A 19,931-nucleotide genomic window follows, 5' to 3' on the forward strand; every position below is an offset into this window, starting at 1 on the left:
TGGCAGGCGTGTGCTGCGTTGCTCGTCGTTGCATGGCTCGCCATGCGGCCTCCTCGCGCCTTGCCCACGCCAGCCATGCATCGCCATGAGCTTCCCCCCACCTACCGCGATAGCCTCGTAGGCATCCACGCCACAAGTCATTGATTTTAAGCCATTTTTCGGGGCTGTCCGATGCCCCATAAATGGTTTTCCGGTACAATGCCGGCCAATGAACTCGCCAGCCAATCTCTTTGCGACGGTCGCCAAGCGCTCCAGCCGCGCCGCTGCCGCACCTTTTCTCCCGATGTCCCGTGCCGAAATGGACAAATTGGGCTGGGATTCGTGCGACATCATCCTGATCACGGGCGACGCCTACATCGACCACCCGAGCTTCGGCATGGCCCTGGTCGGCCGCCTGCTGGAAGCGCAGGGTTACCGCGTCGGCATCATCAGCCAGCCCGACTGGACCTCGGTCGAACCGTTCCGCGCGCTGGGCAAACCCAATCTGTACTGGGGCATCACCGCCGGCAATATGGACTCGATGGTCAACCGCTACACGGCCGACCGCAAGATCCGCTCCGACGACGCCTATACCCCTAACGCCGAGCCGAACAAGCGTCCCGACCGCGCCGTCACCGTGTATTGCCAGCGCGCCCGCGAAGCCTTCCCCGGCGTGCCGGTGATCGCCGGCAGCATCGAAGCCTCGCTGCGCCGCATCGCCCACTACGATTACTGGTCCGACAAGGTGCGCCGCTCGGTGCTGTTCGAGTCGAAGGCCGACCTGGTCATCTTCGGCAATGCCGAGCGGGCCCTGGTCGACGTCACGCGCCGCATCGCAGCGGGCGAGAACATCAAGACCATCCGCGACCTGCGCGGCACCGCCTTCCTGGTGCCGCAGGGCTGGCTGCCGGACGAAGAGTGGTCGGTGCATAACTCCACCCGCGTGGACGTGCCGGGCCGCATCGACAAGCAGCCGAACCCGTATGCGATGGCGCTGGAAGACCCGAAGACCTGCGCGCTCGACAACGCCGCGCCGGAGCCGGAAGTCAAGCCGGTGGTCATCATGACGCGCGAGCAGCGCCAGGCCGCGGCCCGCGAAAAGGCCGCCAAGACCGTGGTGCGCCTGCCGTCGTTCGAAACCGTGAGCGAAGATCCTGTGATGTATGCGCACGCTTCGCGCGTGTTCCACCTGGAGTCGAACCCGGGCAATGCGCGCGCGCTGGTGCAGGCGCACGGCGACCGCGACGTCTGGCTCAACCCGCCGCCGCTGCCGCTGGCCATGGACGAGATGGACAACGTCTACGACCTGCCATACGCGCGCGCGCCGCACCCGAGCTATGGCAAGGCCCATATCCCGGCCTGGGAAATGATCCGTTACTCGGTGAACATCATGCGCGGCTGCTTCGGCGGCTGCACCTTCTGCTCGATCACCGAGCACGAAGGCCGCATCATCCAGAGCCGCTCGGAGCCGTCGATCCTGCGCGAGATCGAGCTGATCCGCGACACGACCAAGAACTTCGCCGGCACCATCACCGACCTGGGCGGCCCGACGGCGAATATGTACCGCCTGGCCTGCAAGGACAAGAAGATCGAGGAAAGCTGCCGCCGCCTGTCGTGCGTGTATCCGACCATCTGCTCCAACCTGGGCACCGACCACAGCAAGCTGATCTCGCTGTACCGCAAGGCGCGCGCCATCCCCGGCATCAAGAAGATCCTGATCGGTTCCGGCCTGCGCTACGACCTGGCCGTGCGCTCGCCCGAATACGTGAAAGAGCTGGTGACCCACCACGTGGGCGGCCTGCTGAAAATCGCGCCGGAGCATACCGAGCAGGGCACGCTGTCGAAGATGATGAAGCCGGGCATTGGCGCCTATGACGAGTTCAAGCGCCTGTTCGACAAGTATTCGGTCGAGGCGGGCAAGAAGCAGTACCTGATCCCGTACTTCATCGCGGCCCACCCCGGCTCGACCGACGAGGACATGCTGAACCTGGCGCTGTGGCTGAAGAAAAACAACTTCAAGCTGGACCAGGTGCAGACCTTCACGCCGACGCCGATGGCGATGGCGACCACCATGTACCACTCGCGCAAGAACCCGCTGGCCAAGGTGACCGAGGATTCCGAGGTCGTCGAAACCGCCAAGAGCGGCAAGACGCGCAAGCTGCACAAGGCCTTCCTGCGCTACTACGATCCGGAGAACTGGCCGATCCTGCGCGAAGGCTTGAAGCGCATGGGACGGACCGACTTGATCGGCAATGGCGAGCGGCACCTGATCCCGCCGCCGGGCGGCGAATTGCCGGGCGCGGCGCGTGAAGAGCGTCGCCCTGCAGGTGCGCCGCCGAAGGGCCGTGTGATCGAGGTGGCGCCGAAGCGGGCTGCGGGCCCTGGCGGCCAGCGTAGCGAACGTCGTAATGATCGCGCGTCGGCGGGAACGCCATTCATGGCGCCGCCGTCGAAGGTCAAGCCGTCGATCCTGTCGACCATCAAGTCCAAGCCGAAAGCGGCGGGACGGAAATAGCGGTGCAATACCGATCGGAACCGGGACTAGCCTCCCGGTTTTTTTTCGTCCATACAATACAGTCGTAATGAATTTGTGAAGCATCAACCCACAAGCGAAGGATCACGCACGCCGTTGCGTTTATTTCGTTTATTTCGCAGAATTCGTTTACAATGCATTTAGGCAGGCGTGCAAGAACGCACTCCGAACAACACCAGGAGCAAAATGATGTCTGAAATGATTGATCGCTTGGAAAGTAAGGAAGATGTCGAGCTTGCGAAAGCCGCACAACGGTGCATCGTCAGTGCTCTTGACCACTCTCGGGCGGTTAATATCGCAATTTTGGAAGATGGCGTAGAGCGTATCGAAGACTCTCCGATTCTGAAATTGCCCCCAAAAGTGCTGCGTTTGTTTGCGGATATGTTGGGTTCGCTGGCCCAAGGCAATGCGGTTGCTATCATGCCCAAGGAGCTTTATGTCACTACTCAAGAAGCAGCAATGTTCTTGAATGTATCTCGTCCCTATTTAGTCAAGATGCTGGATGATGGAAAGATTCCTCACCATAAAGTAGGGACGCATCGTCGTATCAAGTTTGAGGATGTGGTTGCATATAAAGAGCAGCGCAAGAAAACCGCTCATTCAGCGCTTCAAGAATTAGTTGATCAAGCACAAGAACTCGATATGGGATATTGATGGCAGGGAACGTCCAGTATACGGCTGTTCTAGACGCGTGCGTTCTTTATCCCGCGCCTCTCAGGGACATCCTGATGACGCTAGGTGCCGAAGGGGTTTGCCGTGCGCGCTGGACGGCCGAGATACAGGATGAGTAGATTCGCAATCTGATTGACAAGCGCCCGGATCTGAACAAGGAAAAGCTGCTGTATACGGCATCCCTCATGAATGTAGCTGTCGAAGATGCCATTGTCCGGGACTATGAGTATCTCATTCCAACGTTAGCGTTACCTGATATCGATGATCGACATGTCCTGGCGGCCGCGATCTTTGATTATGCAGACGCTATCGTCACTTTCAATCTTAAAGACTTTCCTGAAGGAATAGTTTCTCGACATGCAATCGAGATTCTGCACCCTGACGATTTTCTTGTTGCGCAATACGACTTGGACAAGATTGGCATCCTCAGCATTATGAAGACGTGTCGCATGAAATTAAGAAAACCGCCGAAATCAGCTGAGGATTATATTGCCACGCTTGAACAGCAAGGTTTGCCTCAGATGTGCCAAATATTGCGCAATGCAATTGGGCTGATCTAGCTTTCATGGCTTCGAATTGGGCGTCGGCGCCCCGCGCCGCTCGCGCGCGATGTCCAGGTCCACGCTGGCCTGCCTGGTGCGCAAGGCCCGCGCATACCGATGCCTCGCCCGCAAGCGCGGATTGGTCACCAGCGTCCCCAGCGTTTCGCCGATCACCATCACCACCCCCAGCAGCGGCAGCACCAGCATCAGCCCGACCACGCCGGCCAGCATGCCGCCAATGAAAATCATCAGCACCGTCACCAGCGGGTGGATGTGCAGGCTGCGGCCGAGGGTGAGCGGCATGAACAGGAAATCGTCCAGCAGCCGCACCAGCACGAACACCCCGATCGCCCCGTAGGCCATCAGCGGATTGCCCGGCGCATCGGTCGACGCCACGATCACCACCAGCACGCAGCCGGCAATCGACCCGACGAACGGCACCCAGGCCAGCACGGCCGAGATCAAGCCGAGTAGCAAGGGCGACGACACGCCGATCACCCACAGGCCCAGCGCCAGCACCAGCGTGTCGAGCACGGTCAGCTTCAGCAAGCCTTCGAAATAGCGGCGCGCGGTCTGGTCGACTTCGTGCAGCAGGTACAGCGCACGCTCGAAGTAGGCGTTCGGCACCGCCCGCGCCAAGAACTTCTTGAAGCGCACGCCGTCGCGCAGCAGGAAGAAGGTGAGGAAGGGCGCCAGCAGCAGCGACGGCACCCAGGTCATGACGCCGACCACGATGTCGCCCAGGTGGTTCTGCGCGAAGTCGTTGGTATAGGTGGTGAAGGCCATGTCGACGGTCGAGGTCAGCCGCATCTCGGCCAGGATCGGGAATTTCGCCTCGAGCATGGCCAGCGAGGTGCGAACAAAAGCCACCCCGCCATCGAGGTACAGGCCGATGGTCGCTTCCCACGAGTCTTCTTCCGGTCCGTCGCTCCAGCTCAGGGCCGCCGCCAGCGCCAGCGCGGCCAGCCCGAAGAACAGGGTGCAGACCCAGACCGCGGCCGCATTGCGGCTGAAACCCGAGCGCACCATGCGCTGCATCGGTCCCAGCAGGATGTAATAGAGCACGGTGCCGAAGATGAAGGGCAGGAATAGCCACAGCAGTTGCTGGACCACCAGCAGCAACAGGCAGGTGGCGGCGACGATCCCGGTCCAGACCACCGGACCGGCGCGCTCGGGGCCGTTGACGATGCCCGGCACCGGACTCATAGCGCTTCCAGTTGCGGCCGTCCGGTGCCCATCCATTCGCGCAGGCGCAGGCCGATGTGGCGCGCCAGCGCCAGCGAGATCTTGTAGCCGAGGACGGCGTCGGTTTCCATCAGGCCCAGGAAGTCGGCGCGGAAGAACACCGCCACTTCGCAGGGTTCGAGCGCGCGCGCCTGGGCATTGCGCGGCGAGTTGTCGAGCAGGGCCAGGTCGCCGAAGAAGCCGCCCGGCTCCAGCTCGGCCACCACCTGGGTCATGCCTTCGTGCAGGCGGCTGATGCGCACCCGGCCGCTCATCAGGAGATACAGCGCCTGGCCTTCCTCGCCCTCGTCGAAAACGATCTCATCCTTTAGATAGCGGCGCTCGTGCAGCAATCCATCGACGATCTTCAATTCCAGCGGAGTGAGCGCACTGAACAGCGATGAACTCTTCAGCCGGTGCAGGCGCGGCGACATCCGAGGGGGCTTGAGGAAACGAAAAATCACGTGATGCTCCGGCGTGGTGCGGTGTGTTGTCTGTTTGATTATCCGCGATTGGATGCTGCTACGCATCAAAAAGCTGCAGCCGTGCACGACAGTGTGGCGTGTTGTTCATACATCCTTCAAACGTGCGCACCACGATTTTGGAAACCGTGTAACATAAATTCTTTACGGCAACAGTAGTTGTTGTAGTGATATTTGCCATGCGAGCCGTCGCGCATGGCCCGGCCAACGTTCCCGAAGAGGACAGGCAGTGATCGATATACAGACTTTTCTTCTTGCGCTCGGGATCGGTAACGTCGGCTTTGCGATCCTGATGGCAGGATATACCCACGGGGCGCAGCGCAATCCGGGATTGCACCTGTGGATGTGGGCGCGCCTGGGCATGGGCCTGAGCCAGCTGGCCGGCTGGGCCCGTCCGATGGTCGGCCTGGCCTTCCTGGGCGGCCTGGAAGGCATCGGCTGGATCCTCGCGGTATCGCTCGAGATGGCGGCCTACTGCGTGTTCTTCGGCTTCACGCGCTGGGGCCGGATCGTGTTGCCGATTGCCGTGCTGTCGTCCGCGGTGGTGATCGCGGCCGGCGTCCATGGCGCCAGCCACGCCCAGCTCAGCGCCCTGGTGGCGGGCGTGGTGGCGCTGTTCGCCGCCGCCATGGCCTGGGTGCTGCTGCGCCGGCGCCATGCGTCCCTGCTGCAGCGGATCATCGGCATCAACGATGCGCTGTTCGCCGTCGCGGTCTCGCTGTGGGCCGGCTCGACCCTGCTGGGCAAGGGGCCGTTCGACCACGTGCTGGCGCGCGAAGCGGCCTACCTGGCCGGCTACATGCTCATGATCGTCAACGGCTTCGGCTTCCTCTTGCTGTGCAAGCAGAAGGACGATGCGCGCATGGCCCGGCTGGCCTCCACCGACTGCCTCACCGGCCTGCCCAACCGCCACGCCTTCATGGAGCGCGCCGAGCGCGCGCGCCTGGCCTCCCAGCGCCAGCGCCACCCGCTGGCGCTGATGATGATCGACATCGACCACTTCAAGCAGATCAATGACCGCTGGGGCCACGCCAGCGGCGACGACGCGCTCCAGGTGTTCGCCCGCACCGCGCGCGACGTGATGCGCGAGCACGAGACCATCGGCCGCCTGGGCGGCGAGGAATTCGCGATGATGCTGCCCGGCGCCGACATCGACGCCGCGATGCAGGCGGCCCAGCGCCTGCGCCAGGCGGTGCGCGCGGCCACCGTGATCACCAGCGGGCCGAGCTACACGATGACGGTCAGTATCGGCGTGGTGGTGCTCGATCCGAACGAAGACCTGAGCGCGGCGCTGGCGCGCGCCGACCATGCCTTGTATACGGCCAAGCGCGCGGGACGCGATCGGGTGGAAGTCGGGGATCCGGTGCGGCGCCGGGCGTGAACCGAAGACCGCAGATAAAACCAGGAACGGAAAAAGAAAAAGGGTCCGACGAATCGGACCCTTCTTCCTTGATGCTGGCGGAGCGGACGGGGCTCGAACCCGCGACCCCCGGCGTGACAGGCCGGTATTCTAACCAACTGAACTACCGCTCCGTTTACTCTGATCGTACCTTCGATCGACCATCGAGATGCTTTGGTGGGCGCTGAGAGGCTCGAACTCCCGACCTAATCCTTGTAAGGGATCCGCTCTACCAACTGAGCTAAGCGCCCATCTCGGTGGTTTCTATCTGACGCTTGTCATTGCGTCCGAAGAGGCCCGAATTATAGAGGGTGGCTTTCAAGGTCTGCAAGGGTTTTTCGAAAAAATATCAAAAACCTTTTTTCGACCCATGGCGGATGGACCGGAAGGCGGAGCCCGAGCCGGCACATCTGCATGTGTTGTAATCGCGGCGACACACGCGATATTTACTTGCCGTCGCACATGCCCATCACGGACAATACCGCCTTTGACAAGTCGGCAACCTTAAAAACATCGCAAAGATGTGCGCCTGAGATGCGCTGCCGAGGGCGGGTCATATCCGCTCGCGCACCCGGCGGGGGTAGCGTCCATAAGAAGAGGAACGGGGACATCGGTTCTTTTTTTAATCAACAGGAAACACTCCAATGACCAAGATGTCCAAGATGCACAAGCGCGTCATCCGCGCGCATGGCGCAATGCTGGCGCTGTCCGCCGCGTTGCCGATCGCACCGGCGTTCGCCCAGACGACCGAGTCCGACCAGTCCCTCCAGCTGCAATCCGTGACCGTGACGGCCCAGCGCCGCACCGAGAACATCCGCGACGTGCCGGTCTCCGTCACCGCCCTCAAGGGCGACAAGCTGGATGTGCTGGTCTCCGGCGGCGAAGACATCCGCCTGCTGGCCGGCAAGGTGCCGAGCCTGAACGTCGAATCGTCGAACGGCCGCACCTTCCCGCGCTTCTACATCCGCGGCTACGGCAACACCGACTTCAACACCTTCGCCTCGCAGCCGGTCTCGCTGGTGTACGACGACATCGTGCAGGAGAATCCGATCCTGAAGGGCTTCCCGATCTTCGACCTGGCCAGCGTCGAAGTGCTGCGCGGCCCGCAGGGCACCCTGTTCGGCCGCAACACCCCGGCCGGCGTCGTGAAATTCGAATCCGAAAAGCCGAACCTGAAGAAGGTCGAGGGCTACTACAACCTGTCGGCGGCCTCGCACTACACGATGAACGCCGAAGGCGCCGTCAACGTGCCGCTGTCGACCAATGTGGCGATGCGCGTGTCGGCCGTCGGCCAGCACCGTGACGACTACGTCAACAACTTCAGCGACGTCGCCAAGACCCGCAAGACCGGTGAACTGGACGGCTACAACGAGCACGCCGAACGCGTGCAGTTCTTGTACAGCAAGGACGGCTTCAGCGGCCTGCTGGGCTTCCACCAGCGCCAGACCAACGGCAGCGCGCGCCTGTTCCGCGCCAACCTGATCAAGAAGGGCAGCAACACCTTCGCCGACGGCACCGACCTGGACGACATCGTCACCAACGCCCAGAACTTCCAGAGCCTGAAGACCAACGGCATCAACCTGCGCCTGCAGTGGGACCTGGGCAACTACAAGCTGCACTCGATCACCGGTTACGAGCACATCATCGATTACTCGAGCCGCGGCGACATCGACGGCGGCACGCCGGCCGGCCCGGGCTTCATCCCGTTCCAGGTCGAGACCAACGGCTATATCGAAAACCTGGACCAGTACACCCAGGAATTCCGCCTCGAGTCGGCCTACGCCGGCCCGTTCAACTGGCAGGCCGGCCTGTACTTCTTCGACGAAGACGTGACTGGCGGCAGCGACAACTTCAACAGCACCACCTATGCGCGCACCTCGCGCCTGCGTTCGAACCAGAAGAACGAAGCCTGGGCCGCGTTCGCATCGGCAAGCTACGACCTGACCCCGGACTGGACCATCCGCGGCGGCCTGCGCTACACCAAGGACGAGAAGGAATTCCGCACCATCGAGGCGACCAACGTCGTCCAGATCGGCCCGTCGTCGGTGGAAGAGAGCAAGGACAAGATCAACTGGGACCTGTCGGCGACCTACAAGCTGACCCCGACCGTGAACGTCTATGGCCGCGCCGCCACCGGCTTCCGCGCGCCGAGCATCGCCGCCGCCTCGGCCGAAGTGCCGATCACCGTGGCCGATTCGGAAACCATCAAGTCGTTCGAGCTGGGCGTGAAAGCCGACCTGTTCGACCGCCGCGCCCGCACCTCGTTCTCGATCTATGACTACACGATCGAAGACCAGCAGCTGACCGTGGTGGGTGGCAACTCGAACGTCAACCGCCTGATCAATGCCGACAAGACCAAGGGCAAGGGCGCCGAGTTCGACTTCGAAGCGGCCGTCAGCACCGCCCTGCGCGTGAGCGCCGGCGCCAGCTACAACTACACGCAGATCCGCGACGGCAGCCTGTCGGTGAACAAGTGCGCCCAGTGCACGGTCACCAACCCGCTGAACGCCTTTGGTCGCGTGGTCATCGACGGCAACCCGCTGCCGCAGGCGCCGCGCTGGACCTTCAACGCGACCGCCCGCTACGGCGTGCCGTTCCGTGACGGCGAGCTGTACGTCTTCACCGACTGGTCGTACCGCAGCAAGATCAACTTCTTCCTGTACGAGGCCACCGAGTTCACCGGCGCCCCGCTGACCGAAGGCGGCGTGCGCGTCGGCTACATCTTCGGCAACGGCAAGTACGAAGTCGCCGCGTTCGGCCGCAACATCCTCGACCAGCGCCGCATCACCGGCGCCATCGACTTCAACAACCTGACCGGTTTCACCAACGAGCCGCGCCAGTGGGGTATGCAGTTCAAGGGCAATTTCTGATCGTTTGACAGTCAGTTCGCCTGAACCGAAGGGCCGCGCATTGCGCGGCCCTTTTTTTCGTTTTGCCCACGGTGCATGACACAAAAAACCAGAAGTGTTGCATGAATATTTATCTGCCAATTACACTACTCACAATGCATACTTGTTCAACATCTTTATCATGGCACTAAATATTTTGCATATTTAACGATTTGCCGAAGAAATCATGTTTCTGCTGAATATGCCGAGTTAACCGTTGTATGCACGCCGAAAACGGTTGGAATTTATTCCTGCCAGTTCTTTTCTTCAAGCTAAGCTGAGTTTGCCGCCTCGAGACGGCACCGGCACCGCCGGTCCTACAACGACACAAGCGAGCCATCGCTTGACGGAAAACCTTGAAGAAGGAAGAACCATGAAGCAAACGCATTCGATTCATCCGACCGTGTTGAAGATGTGTGCAGCGGTCGCGCTGGCGCTGGGAGCCGGATCCGCCCTCGCGGCCGCCGGCGCGAGCGGCAGCGGCGCACCGCAGTTCGTCGTGGAGACAGACCGTATCATCGTGAAGTACCGCGACTCGAAGGCCGCCGCCAATGGCGCCGCGGCCAGGGTCGCCGGCCTGAGCAGCGACCGCAAGGCGAAGCTCGACCGCGCCGGCCAGCAGTTCGGCATGGTGGTCAAGGAAAGCCATGCCATCTCGACCGGCGCCCAGGTGTTCAAGCTGGACCGCCGGCGCCACCTGAAGGAAGTCGAATCGCTGGCCGCCGAGATGATGGCGCGCGACCCGTCCATCGAGTACGCCGAGCCGGACCGCATCATGACCCATATGGCGACGCCGACCGACCCGCGCTACACCGACCAGTGGCACTACTATGAAACCGCCGGCGGCCTGCGCCTGCCGACCGCCTGGGACAAGTCGACCGGCAGCGGCGTGGTGGTGGCGGTGATCGATACCGGCTACCGCCCGCACGCCGACCTCTCGGGCCAGCTATTGGCCGGCTATGACTTCATCAGCACCGCCACCATCGGCAACGACGGCAACGGCCGCGACAGCGACGCCAGCGATCCGGGCGACGCCGTGGTGGCCGGCGAATGCGGCAACGGCCAGCCGACCCGCGACCAGGGTTCGAGCTGGCACGGCACCCACGTCGCCGGCACGGTGGCGGCGCGCACCAACAACGGCACCGGCGTGGCGGGCGTGGCCTACAACGCCAAGATCGTCCCGGTGCGCGTGCTCGGCAAGTGCGGCGGCTATACCTCGGACATCGCCGACGCGATCACCTGGTCGTCGGGCGGCAGCGTGTCGGGCGTGCCGGCCAACGCCAACAAGGCGCGCGTGCTGAACCTGTCGCTGGGCGGCGGCGGCGCCTGCGGCGCGACCACCCAGAACGCCATCAACGGCGCCCGCTCGCGCGGCGCGGTGGTGGTGGTCGCCGCCGGCAACGACGCCGTCAACGTCAGCAACGCCAGCCCGGCCAACTGCTCGGGCGTGATCGCGGTGGCGGCCACCGGCCGCACCGGCGGGCGTGCTTCCTATTCGAACTACGGCACCCTGATCGACGTGGCGGCGCCGGGCGGCGACGGCGCCTATGGCGTGCTGTCGACGCTGAACACCGGCACCACCGCGCCGGCCTCGGACAGCTATGCGGCCTACCAGGGCACCTCGATGGCCACACCGCACGTGGCCGGCGTGGCGGCGCTGATGCTGGCGCTGAACACCAACCTGACGCCGGACGACATCGAGTCGAAACTGAAATCGACGGCGCGCGCCTTCCCGGCCAGCTGCTCGGGTTGCGGCACCGGCATCGTGGACGCCACCGCGGCGGTCAATGCGGCCACCACCGGCGGCACCGCGGCCACGACCCTGGCCGAGAGCGAGGCGAACAACACCATCGCCACCGCCGACCTGGTCACGGTCGGCAACACGACCGTGAACGGCAACCTCGGCTCGACCACCGACACGGATTACTTCCGCGTCGACCTGCCGGCGGGTAAAACGCTGAGCGCGGTCCTGACCCCGGGCCTCTCCAATGCCGACTACGACCTGTACGTGTACAACGCATCGGGTACGCAGCTGGGCACCAGCCAGAACGGCGTCGGCGCGGTGGACAGCGTCAGCTCCAGCAATACGGGCACCAGCGCGGCGACCCGCTACGTGCGCGTGACCTACTACAGTGGCGGCACCGGCGCCACCAATGGCAAGTACAGCCTGAAGCTCACCTGGTAAGCGCGTCGGCGCCAGGAGGAGGTGAACGCGCGGTCTCGGCCGCGCGTTTTTTTTTGCCGGTACACGCCGGGTTCCCGGGATGGCCGGACGCCGCCTGATGAGGGACAGGAAGTTCGAACAGGACTGTTGCGCACGGTTGGCATTTGTGCAAATGTTTTTATGTCCATAGAATGTATGCATGCAAATTGCCAATCCCGAGCCGACGCCGGCCGCGTTTCCTTCCTGAGCTTCTCCATGCAGCTTCCGAACCGCTTGCAGTTCCTGCTCAATCGCCTGCGCGAGCGGCTGTGGGTCAAGCCGCTGCTCGCCTGTATCCTGTCCATCGCGGGCGTGGCGCTGGCGCATCTCGCCGACAACATCCCGATCGACTGGAAGGTGCCGGAGATCGCACAGAACTCGGTCATCGAATTATTGAAGGTGATTGCCGCCAGCATGCTGGGCGTGGCCACGTTCGCGGTCGCGTCGATGGTGGCGGCCTACGCGTCGACCGGCCAGTCGGCCACCGCGCGCGCCTTCCCGCTGATCGTCGCCGACGACGTCTCGCAGAACGCGCTGTCGATCTTCGTCGGCGCCTTCATCTTCGCGATCGTGGGCCTGAGCGCCACCACCAACGATTATTTCGGCAAGGCGGGGCGGTTCACCTTGTTCATGCTCACGCTGTCCTCGCTGGCGCTCGTGATCGTGGTGTTCGTGCGCTGGGTCGACAGCATCGCGCGGCTCGGCCGCCTGGGCGCGGTCATCGCCAAGGTCGAGCAAGCCACGTCGCGCGCCATGGCCCAGCGCAGCCGCCGCCCCTGCCTGGGCGGCATGGCCGCTTTCGGTCCGGCCATCGGCCTGGCCTTCCACAGCGACACCAGCGGCTACCTGCAGCGGGTCGACATGGCCGCCCTGCAGCGGATCGCGGCGGCGCGCAAGCTGCGCATCACGCTGGCCGTCGTGCCGGGATCGATGGTGGTGCCGTCCCGGCCGCTGGGCTATGTGCTGCCGGACGGCGCCTGCAGCGAAGCGGTCGAGCCGGCCCTGTTGCGCGAGGCCTTCACCATCGGTCCGCTGCGCCACTTCGACGACGATCCCCGTTTCGGCCTGGTCGCGCTCGCGGAAATCGGCAGCCGCGCCCTGTCTCGCGGCATCAACGATCCCGGGACCGCGATCGGGGTGCTCGGTTCGGTGTACCGGATCCTGAGCGAGTGGGCGCGCCCGGTCGAGGTCGAGGCGCCGGAATACGACCTGGTGGAGGTGCCGGCCTTATCGGTCGACGATCTGTTCGACGACGTGTTTCCCGCCATGGCCCGCGATGGCGCCGGGGCCATCGAGGTCGCGCTGCGCGTGCAACGGGTGCTGGGCGAACTCGGTTGCTGCGGGGAGCAGCAGATGCGCGCCGTGGCGCGGCGCCATGCCTGCATGGCGATGGCGCGCTCGGAACGCGCCCTCGACTTCGCGCCCGACCTGGAGCAGCTGCGGTGGCGTCATGAGGATTTCTGGGGCAAGGCGGCTTGCACGAAACGGCGTTTCGGATAATACTGTATGCAATTACAGTAGCCGGCCCCAGCTCCCGTTCCCGGGGCGCCGCCTCAGAGTGAACGCCCCGCTTCGAAAAATCATCCACTGCGATTGCGATTGTTTTTATGCGTCGGTCGAGATGCGCGACGATCCGTCGCTGCGCGGCCGACCGCTCGCCGTGGGCGGCCGGCCCGACCAGCGCGGCGTGGTCGCCACCTGCAACTACGAGGCGCGGCGCTACGGCATCCATTCGGCGATGGCCACCGCCACCGCCATCAAGCTGTGTCCCGACCTGTTGGTGATCCCGCCGGCGATGGAAAAATACCGCATCGCCTCACGCCAGATCATGGCGATCTACCAGGACTACACCGAGATCGTCGAGCCGCTGTCGCTCGACGAAGCCTACCTGGACGTCACCGATTCCCCGCACTGCAAGGGCAGCGCGACCCTGATCGCGCAAGAGATCCGGCGCCGCATCTTCGAGACCGTCGGCATCACCGCCTCGGCCGGCGTGGCGCCGAACAAGTTCGTGGCCAAGATCGCCAGCGACTGGAACAAGCCCGACGGGCTGTTCCTGGTGCGCCCTGACGAAGTCGACGCCTTCGTGGCGGCGCTGCCGGTCAAGAAGCTGCACGGCGTGGGCAAGGTGACGGCGGAAAAGATGAACCGCCTCGGCCTGCAGACCTGCGCCGACCTGCGCGCCTGGAGCATGGACCAGCTGCAGGAACACTTCGGCAGCTTCGGCGCGCGCTTATACGACCTGAGCCGCGGCATCGATCACCGCGAAGTGAACGTCTCGCGCGAGCGCAAGTCGATCAGCACCGAAGAGACCTATACGCCCGACGTGCCCGACCTGGCCGGCTGCCTGGCCTTGCTGCCCGATTTATATGAGCACCTGCTGGGCCGGATCAAGCGCGCGAATGCCGAAAAATTCATCAACAAGTTGTTCGTGAAAATCAAATTCTCGGATTTCCAGCAGACGACGGTCGAGTGCGTGGGCTATGCGCCACATATTCCGACCTATGCGCGCCTGATGGAGACCGGCTGGGCTAGAGCCAGCCGCCCGGTGCGCCTGCTGGGCGTGGGCGTGCGCCTGGGCGACACCGAAACCGTCGAGCAGCTGCGGCTGTTCGACGACGTTCTGGACGATTCGATAAGGTCCTGAGCTTTTTATGCGACGTTGCCATATAGCAGCGTAGAATATCGATCCTTTGAAATACTGACACAACCGGATAACCTATGTGGTTCAAGAATCTACAGATTTACCGTCTGCCGGCCCCATGGGCCTATACCCCTGAACAACTGGAAAAAGCCCTCGAGCCGCAGAGCTTCGTGCCTGCCAGCAGCAATGAATTGCTGCGCCAGGGCTGGGACAAGCCGCGCCCGAACGGCGGCCTGGTCCACGTGGTCAACAAGCAGATGCTGATCATGCTGGGCACCGAAAAGAAGCTGCTGCCGGCATCGGTCATCAACCAGGTGGCCAAGGCCAAGGCGGCCGAGCTGGAAGAGCAGCAAGGCTTCCCGCCAGGCAAGAAGGCCATGAAAGAACTGAAGGAACGCGTGGCCGACGAACTGCTGCCGCGCGCCTTCACCCTGCGCAGCAACGTCTGGACCTGGATCGACCCGGTCAATGGCTGGCTGGTGGTCGATGCGGCGAGCCCGGCGAAGGCCGACGACATCGTCAAGCTGCTGCTCAAGGCCGTCGACAAGATGCCGCTGGAATCGCTGCGCGTCCAGAAATCGCCGGTCGCCGTGATGACCGGCTGGCTGGAAGCCGATGAAGCGCCGTACGGCTTCACGATCGACCAGGACACCGAGCTGCGCGCGACCGGCGAAAGCCGCGCCGCGGTGCGCTACGTGAAGCACACGCTGGAACCGGACGACATCCGCCGCCACATCGCGGCCGGCAAGCAGTGCACTCGCCTGGCCATGACCTGGAACGACCGCATCAGCTTCGTGCTGACCGAGTCGCTGGCGATCAAGGGCATCAAGCCGCTGGACGTGATCAAGGAAGGCGAAAGCCCGACCTATAGCGACGACGAGCGTTTCGACAACGACATCGTGCTGATGACGGGCGAGCTGGCCAAGTTGCTGGCCGACGTGGTCGAGGCGCTGGGCGGTGAAGCCAAGGCGTAATCAAGGCCCGCTAAGGTGATGGGGTGGACGGCAAGCCGTCCACCCCACGATATTCAACGGATCACATCATTTCGCCGCCGCGACTTCCTCGCTCGTGGCCGGCTCCGACTTCCCACCCGCGCCACCGCCATTTTCCAGCTCCCCGCTGGTATAGGTCGGCCCCTGGCGGTCCTCGTGCGGCGCCGGACGGTTCGGCAACGGCGGCAGCGCCTTCGCCTTCTCCAGGTCGATCCCGGCGATTTCCGCCACGCGGCGGCCATAATCCTCGTCGCAGTGCCACAGATGCCACACCATGCGCAGCTGGATCGGTTCCGGGCATTGCTTCAGGTCGCCTCCGACGTTATTGACCAGGTCGTCGCGCTCCCAGTCCTCGAAGGTGCGGTAGCGCGCGCCTGCCTGCTTGTAGTCGTCGCGCGTGGTGGTGGTCTGGTAGCGGCCCAGGTGGCCTTCCACCCACTGGTGGTATTCGTAGCCCGGCTGCTCGGCTTCCTGGTAGCCGCCCATCAGGCTCGGCTCGTAGTTGATGTGCTTGTCCTCGTCCGAACCATCGACGCCGTCCACATAGAACGTCATCTGGCCGTCGCGCTGGTTGGTGCGCGCCTTCGCCTTCTCTTGCGGCGCGTTGATCGGCAGTTGCAGGTAGTTGGGCCCCACGCGGTAGCGCTGGGTGTCGGAATACGACAGGGTGCGGCCCTGCAGCATCTTGTCGTCCGAGAAGTCGATGCCCTCGACCAGCACGCCGGTGCCGAAGGCCGACTGCTCGGTTTCTGCAAACACATTGTCTGGGTTCTTGTTCAGCACCATGCGGCCCACCGGCAGCAGCGGGAACTGGTCTTCCGGCCAGCGCTTGGTGTCGTCCAGCGGGTCGAAGTCGAGCTCGGGATGCTCGCCGTCGGCCATGATCTGGACGCAGAATTCCCATTCCGGGTAGTCACCGCGCTCGATTGCGTCATACAGGTCGCGCGTGGCGTGGCTGGTGTCGCGGCCCTGGATCTCGGCCGCTTGTTGCGCGGTCAGGTTGCGCACGCCCTGCTTGGGTTGCCAGTGGAATTTCACCAGGTGGGCGACGCCCTGGTCGTTGACCAGCTTGTAGGTGTTGACGCCCGAACCTTCCATCTCGCGGTAGTTGGCGGGGATGCCCCATGGGCTCTTGACCCAGGTAACCATGTGCAGCGCTTCCGGATGGCTGCAGATGAAGTCGTAGAAGCGCCACGGTTCTTGCTGATTGGTGACTGGGTCCGGTTTGAAGGCGTGGATCATGTCCGGGAACTTGATCGCGTCGCGGATGAAGAAGACCTTGAGGTTATTGCCCACCAGGTCCCAATTGCCGTCGACGGTTTTCAGCTTGACCGCGAAGCCGCGCGGATCGCGCGCGGTTTCGGGCGATTCCTTGGCGCCGATCACGGTCGAGAAACGCACGAATACGGGGGTCTGCACGCCGGTCTCGTTGAGCACGCGTGCAGTGGTGTATTTGGAGGCGGGTTCGTTGCCGATCTTGCCATAGGCTTCGAAGAAGCCGTGGGCGCCGGTGCCGCGCGCATGCACGACGCGCTCGGGGATGCGCTCGCGGTCGAAGTGGGTGATCTTTTCGATGAACTGGTAGTTCTCGAGCGTGGCCGGGCCACGTTCGCCGACCGAACGCAGGGACTGGTTGTCACGGACAGGATGGCCCTGGCGTGTGGTCAGCGTGGGACGCTTCTCATTCATTGCCTTCTCCTTTGATGCAGGTGATCGAGAAGGGCAGTATAGGAACTCGAACGGGAAGGCAGCGCGCGGCTGCCCTCGCTTTCAATCCCCGTCAAAAAGGCGCAGGAACTATTGCTTACAACTGCTGGAAGACGCCTTCGCTGCGGTTCTTGGTCACGTTATCCCACGGGAAAACCTGGCCGTTCATGGCGACATACACGCCGGCCGGCAGGGTCTGCGCCACGCCGCAGGCAAAGCCCAGGTTGAACAGCGCATCCGAGTTGGCGATGGAATATGGAATCATGGCGCCGGTCAGCACGATGGTCTGGTCGAGGTTGGCGGCGCCGAGGACGGCGGCCGTCTCGCGCATGGTGTCGGTGCCGTGCACGATCACGATCGCCTTCTCGCTGGCGGCCTGGCACGACGCCAGCACGCGCTCGCGGTCGGCATCCTGCATGTCGAGGGAGTCGAGCAGCGGCAGCACGTCGAGCGCGACCGGCACCGTCATGCGGCTGCGCTTGATCACCTCTGGCAGATGGCTTTCAGCAAAGCCGAGCACGCCGTTCAGTTCATTGTAATGCTTGTCGAAAGTGCCACCGGTGGCGATGAGTCGCAAAGTCATGTTGGTTTATCTACTCGCAGAAAAAAGGTGCGTCATGATAGCCGCAAACCATAGTGTATCCGACTGTGACTGCGCTAGAATCGTCCGGATCGGATGAGTACACTCATCGTCTTTCTTTTCTTTCTTTCCCCCGGCCATGAAAGCAGTTGCACCCGGCACCGTCATCTTCCACCGCCATCGCGGCTATGGCGTGATCACCCACGTCAATCTGCTCACTGGCTGGATCTCGGCGCGTTTCAACGACGAGGCGCGCGCCCTCGACCTGAACCTGTCGAGCGACGAAGTCCAGCATGCCGACGGCGAGCCGATCCTGTTCCGGCGCGCGCCGCCAGACCGCATGCCGCATGCGCGCCTGATGGCCGTGGTGCGCGCATTGCACGAGGCCGGCTACCAGAAGCTGTACCTGTATTCCTGGCCCAAGCCCTCCGGCCTGCACTGGCGCTGGCACCTGTTCACGGGGCCGCGCAACTGGATGCAGCGCACCTGGCGCGAAGGCTGGTATGGGTCGGGCGCCGACTACAACAACAATCCCGTGATGGGGTGGGGCGACGTGCCGGGCGCCACCACCGACGAGCTGATCCACGCGCTGGCGAAGTTCGATCCGCAAGGGCTGGCGCAGGCGCTGGGCCGCGACGAAGACCATACCGCCTGGTTCGCGCAAGCCTGCGACCTGCTGCTGCCGGGATACATGTACAGCCTCAATATGGAACGTCCCGCGGGCGGCGGGCTGGTCGAGGCGCCGGCGGTGCCGATCGTGCCGGTACGGGCGGGCTTGAAAGCCTACAGCGGCCGCGACATCGGCTGGCCGCCGGGCTGGGCGGGACTCTGGACCGGCACCCACGTGATGCCGGCGCCAAAGGTCAACCTCACGGGCGAGCCCGAACTGCGCTGAGCGCTTCCGGATTGAGAATGTTCGCCGGCTCGCCTTGCGCGAACTTGACGATGTTCTCGAACGCCGCCTGGAAATAAATCTCGTAACTGTCTTTCTCAACATAGCCCAGGTGCGGGGTGGCCAGCACCGTCGGGATGCGCAGCAGCGGAGAGTCCTGCGCCAGCGGTTCGCTGGTGAACACGTCCAGCGCCGCCGTGCCCGGCCGGCCCTGCTTCAGGGCGTGCTCGAGCGCGCCTTCCGCCACCAGTTCGGCGCGGCTGGTGTTGACGAACAATGCATCCGGCTTCATGCGCGCCAGGTCGCCGGCCGTGACGATGCCGCGCGTCGATTCCGCCAGCCGCAAATGCAGGCTCAGCACGTCGGCCTGCTCGAACAGCGCCTCGCGCGACGGCGCCGCCTCGAAGCCATCGGCGACGGCCGCCGCACGGCTGGCCTCGCTGCCCCAGACCAGCACCCGCATCCCGAAAGCGCGCGCATAGCCGGCCACCAGCTTGCCGATCTTGCCGTAACTCCAAAGGCCCAGGGTACGCCCGTGCAGCACCCGCCCCACGCCATTGAGCGCCGGATTGATCGAGGCCGTCTGCCACAAGCCATCCCTCAGATTGTTCGCATACGGCACGATCTTGCGGCTGGCGGCCATGATCAGGGCCCAGGTCAGCTCGGCCGGGGCGAGCGGCGAGCCGACCCCTTCGGCGATGGCGATGCCGTGCGCGGTCGCGGCGGCCACGTCGATGTGGCCGCTGACCTTGCCGGTCTGCGAGATGAGCTTCAGGTTCGGCAGTTTCGCCAGCAATGCCGGCGCAAAAGCGGTGCGTTCGCGGATCAGCACCAGGGCGTCGAAAGGGGCGAGGCGGATCGCCAGCTGGCCCAGTCCACGGGTGGTGTTATTGAAGACCTTGACCTCATGGCCGTCGAGCAGTCGGAAGCAGTCAAGACCGCGCACAGCGTCTTGATAATCGTCAAGAATCGCGATTTTCATTGGTGTTGTCAGAGTTGTATCAGTTAAATGTAAACAAATAACAGGGTAGGGCATTTGCCCAAATAGCCTACTACATTACTAGGGCATTTTTCCTACTTTTTTGTAGTGGAAGGGCCCGTAAGACGGTTTTTGGGGTGTACAATCGGCTCAGAACTTAAAGGAATGACACGTATCCAACGGTGCTCATGAGACGCACTGCTCAGCCTTGCCAG

15 protein-coding genes and 2 tRNA genes are annotated in these 19,931 nt (G+C 63.5%); 10 read left to right on the plus strand and 7 right to left on the minus strand.

Going from position 1 to position 19,931, the window contains the following annotated elements:
- Nucleotides 1-208: 208 nt before the first annotated feature.
- From LO55_RS07875 to LO55_RS27275, 3 genes are all read left to right on the plus strand, one after another.
- Nucleotides 209-2,494: a YgiQ family radical SAM protein gene (locus LO55_RS07875; protein WP_083415231.1), complete on the plus strand. Its 2,286-nt coding sequence runs from the start codon at nt 209-211 to the stop codon at nt 2,492-2,494.
- 204 nt (nt 2,495-2,698) lie between these two features.
- On the plus strand, nt 2,699-3,166 hold the full coding sequence (locus tag LO55_RS25755) for a helix-turn-helix domain-containing protein (RefSeq protein ID WP_083415233.1): 468 nt from the start codon (nt 2,699-2,701) through the stop codon (nt 3,164-3,166).
- A 203-nt stretch (nt 3,167-3,369) separates the two neighbouring features.
- Nucleotides 3,370-3,744, plus strand: coding sequence for a VapC50 family PIN domain-containing toxin (locus LO55_RS27275; protein ID WP_307188245.1), 375 nt, complete (start codon nt 3,370-3,372; stop codon nt 3,742-3,744).
- Between the two features lie 3 nt (nt 3,745-3,747).
- On the opposite strand, the gene LO55_RS07885 is transcribed toward LO55_RS27275, so the two are convergent.
- Both LO55_RS07885 and LO55_RS07890 read right to left on the minus strand, forming a co-directional pair.
- Nucleotides 3,748-4,932, minus strand: a complete 1,185-nt coding sequence (locus tag LO55_RS07885) for an AI-2E family transporter (RefSeq protein WP_071361058.1) — start codon at nt 4,930-4,932, stop codon at nt 3,748-3,750.
- Nucleotides 4,929-5,414: a cyclic nucleotide-binding domain-containing protein gene (locus LO55_RS07890; protein WP_005664435.1), complete on the minus strand. Its 486-nt coding sequence runs from the start codon at nt 5,412-5,414 to the stop codon at nt 4,929-4,931. The genes LO55_RS07885 and LO55_RS07890 overlap by 4 nt, the downstream gene beginning before the upstream one ends.
- 247 nt (nt 5,415-5,661) lie before the next feature.
- On the opposite strand from LO55_RS07890, the gene LO55_RS07895 reads away from it, so the two are divergent.
- Nucleotides 5,662-6,813, plus strand: a complete 1,152-nt coding sequence (locus LO55_RS07895) for a GGDEF domain-containing protein (protein ID WP_071361059.1) — start codon at nt 5,662-5,664, stop codon at nt 6,811-6,813.
- 75 nt (nt 6,814-6,888) lie between these two features.
- On the opposite strand, the gene LO55_RS07900 is transcribed toward LO55_RS07895, so the two are convergent.
- Both LO55_RS07900 and LO55_RS07905 read right to left on the minus strand, forming a co-directional pair.
- A tRNA-Asp gene (locus LO55_RS07900) sits at nt 6,889-6,965 on the minus strand.
- 41 nt (nt 6,966-7,006) lie between these two features.
- Nucleotides 7,007-7,082, minus strand: a tRNA-Val gene (locus LO55_RS07905).
- A gap of 393 nt (nt 7,083-7,475) precedes the next feature.
- Here LO55_RS07905 and LO55_RS07910 point away from each other — a divergent pair.
- The 5 genes from LO55_RS07910 (at nt 7,476) to LO55_RS07930 (ending at nt 15,540) form a co-directional block, all read left to right on the plus strand.
- The gene (locus tag LO55_RS07910; protein WP_005664439.1) at nt 7,476-9,701 is read left to right on the plus strand and encodes a TonB-dependent receptor; all 2,226 of its coding nucleotides are present in this window, start codon (nt 7,476-7,478) and stop codon (nt 9,699-9,701) included.
- Nucleotides 9,702-10,092: 391 nt separating this feature from the next.
- Complete coding sequence (locus LO55_RS07915; RefSeq protein ID WP_005664441.1) at nt 10,093-11,904, plus strand: S8 family peptidase; 1,812 nt, start codon at nt 10,093-10,095, stop codon at nt 11,902-11,904.
- A 234-nt stretch (nt 11,905-12,138) separates the two neighbouring features.
- Nucleotides 12,139-13,422 (plus strand): DUF2254 domain-containing protein, encoded by a 1,284-nt coding sequence (locus LO55_RS07920; protein ID WP_071361060.1) that lies wholly within the window; start codon nt 12,139-12,141, stop codon nt 13,420-13,422.
- Nucleotides 13,423-13,480: 58 nt separating this feature from the next.
- Entirely contained in the window at nt 13,481-14,569 is a 1,089-nt protein-coding gene (gene dinB / locus LO55_RS07925) for a DNA polymerase IV (RefSeq protein ID WP_229409728.1), read from the plus strand.
- Nucleotides 14,570-14,643: 74 nt separating this feature from the next.
- Nucleotides 14,644-15,540: a recombination-associated protein RdgC gene (locus LO55_RS07930; protein ID WP_005664447.1), complete on the plus strand. Its 897-nt coding sequence runs from the start codon at nt 14,644-14,646 to the stop codon at nt 15,538-15,540.
- Nucleotides 15,541-15,606: 66 nt separating this feature from the next.
- Here the strand turns inward: LO55_RS07930 and LO55_RS07935 are convergent, their stop codons facing one another.
- Both LO55_RS07935 and LO55_RS07940 read right to left on the minus strand, forming a co-directional pair.
- Nucleotides 15,607-17,247, minus strand: coding sequence for a catalase (locus LO55_RS07935; protein WP_071361061.1), 1,641 nt, complete (start codon nt 17,245-17,247; stop codon nt 15,607-15,609).
- Nucleotides 17,248-17,362: 115 nt separating this feature from the next.
- Nucleotides 17,363-17,848, minus strand: coding sequence for an asparaginase domain-containing protein (locus tag LO55_RS07940; RefSeq protein ID WP_071361062.1), 486 nt, complete (start codon nt 17,846-17,848; stop codon nt 17,363-17,365).
- 136 nt (nt 17,849-17,984) lie between these two features.
- Between LO55_RS07940 and LO55_RS07945 the strand changes: the two genes are divergently transcribed.
- A complete protein-coding gene (locus tag LO55_RS07945) occupies nt 17,985-18,740 on the plus strand; it encodes an L-asparaginase (RefSeq protein ID WP_071361063.1) in 756 nt (251 codons plus the stop codon).
- On the opposite strand, the gene LO55_RS07950 is transcribed toward LO55_RS07945, so the two are convergent.
- Entirely contained in the window at nt 18,715-19,719 is a 1,005-nt protein-coding gene (locus tag LO55_RS07950) for a D-2-hydroxyacid dehydrogenase family protein (RefSeq protein WP_071361064.1), read from the minus strand. The genes LO55_RS07945 and LO55_RS07950 overlap by 26 nt on opposite strands.
- Nucleotides 19,720-19,931: the final 212 nt, after the last annotated feature.

The organism is Massilia timonae (assembly GCF_001866515.1).
GTDB classification, from domain to species: domain Bacteria; phylum Pseudomonadota; class Gammaproteobacteria; order Burkholderiales; family Burkholderiaceae_D; genus Telluria; species Telluria timonae.

Coding starts and splice junctions, on each gene's coding strand:
- LO55_RS07920 (WP_071361060.1), top strand. CDS start 12,139: ATGCAGCTTCCGAACCGCTTGCAGTTCCTGCTCAATCGCCTGCGCGAG.
- LO55_RS07910 (WP_005664439.1), top strand. CDS start 7,476: ATGACCAAGATGTCCAAGATGCACAAGCGCGTCATCCGCGCGCATGGC.
- LO55_RS07930 (WP_005664447.1), top strand. CDS start 14,644: ATGTGGTTCAAGAATCTACAGATTTACCGTCTGCCGGCCCCATGGGCC.
- LO55_RS07945 (WP_071361063.1), top strand. CDS start 17,985: ATGAAAGCAGTTGCACCCGGCACCGTCATCTTCCACCGCCATCGCGGC.
- LO55_RS07885 (WP_071361058.1), bottom strand. CDS start 4,932: ATGAGTCCGGTGCCGGGCATCGTCAACGGCCCCGAGCGCGCCGGTCCG.
- LO55_RS07940 (WP_071361062.1), bottom strand. CDS start 17,848: ATGACTTTGCGACTCATCGCCACCGGTGGCACTTTCGACAAGCATTAC.
- LO55_RS07950 (WP_071361064.1), bottom strand. CDS start 19,719: ATGAAAATCGCGATTCTTGACGATTATCAAGACGCTGTGCGCGGTCTT.
- LO55_RS07935 (WP_071361061.1), bottom strand. CDS start 17,247: ATGAATGAGAAGCGTCCCACGCTGACCACACGCCAGGGCCATCCTGTC.
- LO55_RS27275 (WP_307188245.1), top strand. CDS start 3,370: ATGAATGTAGCTGTCGAAGATGCCATTGTCCGGGACTATGAGTATCTC.
- LO55_RS07915 (WP_005664441.1), top strand. CDS start 10,093: ATGAAGCAAACGCATTCGATTCATCCGACCGTGTTGAAGATGTGTGCA.
- LO55_RS25755 (WP_083415233.1), top strand. CDS start 2,699: ATGATGTCTGAAATGATTGATCGCTTGGAAAGTAAGGAAGATGTCGAG.
- LO55_RS07875 (WP_083415231.1), top strand. CDS start 209: ATGAACTCGCCAGCCAATCTCTTTGCGACGGTCGCCAAGCGCTCCAGC.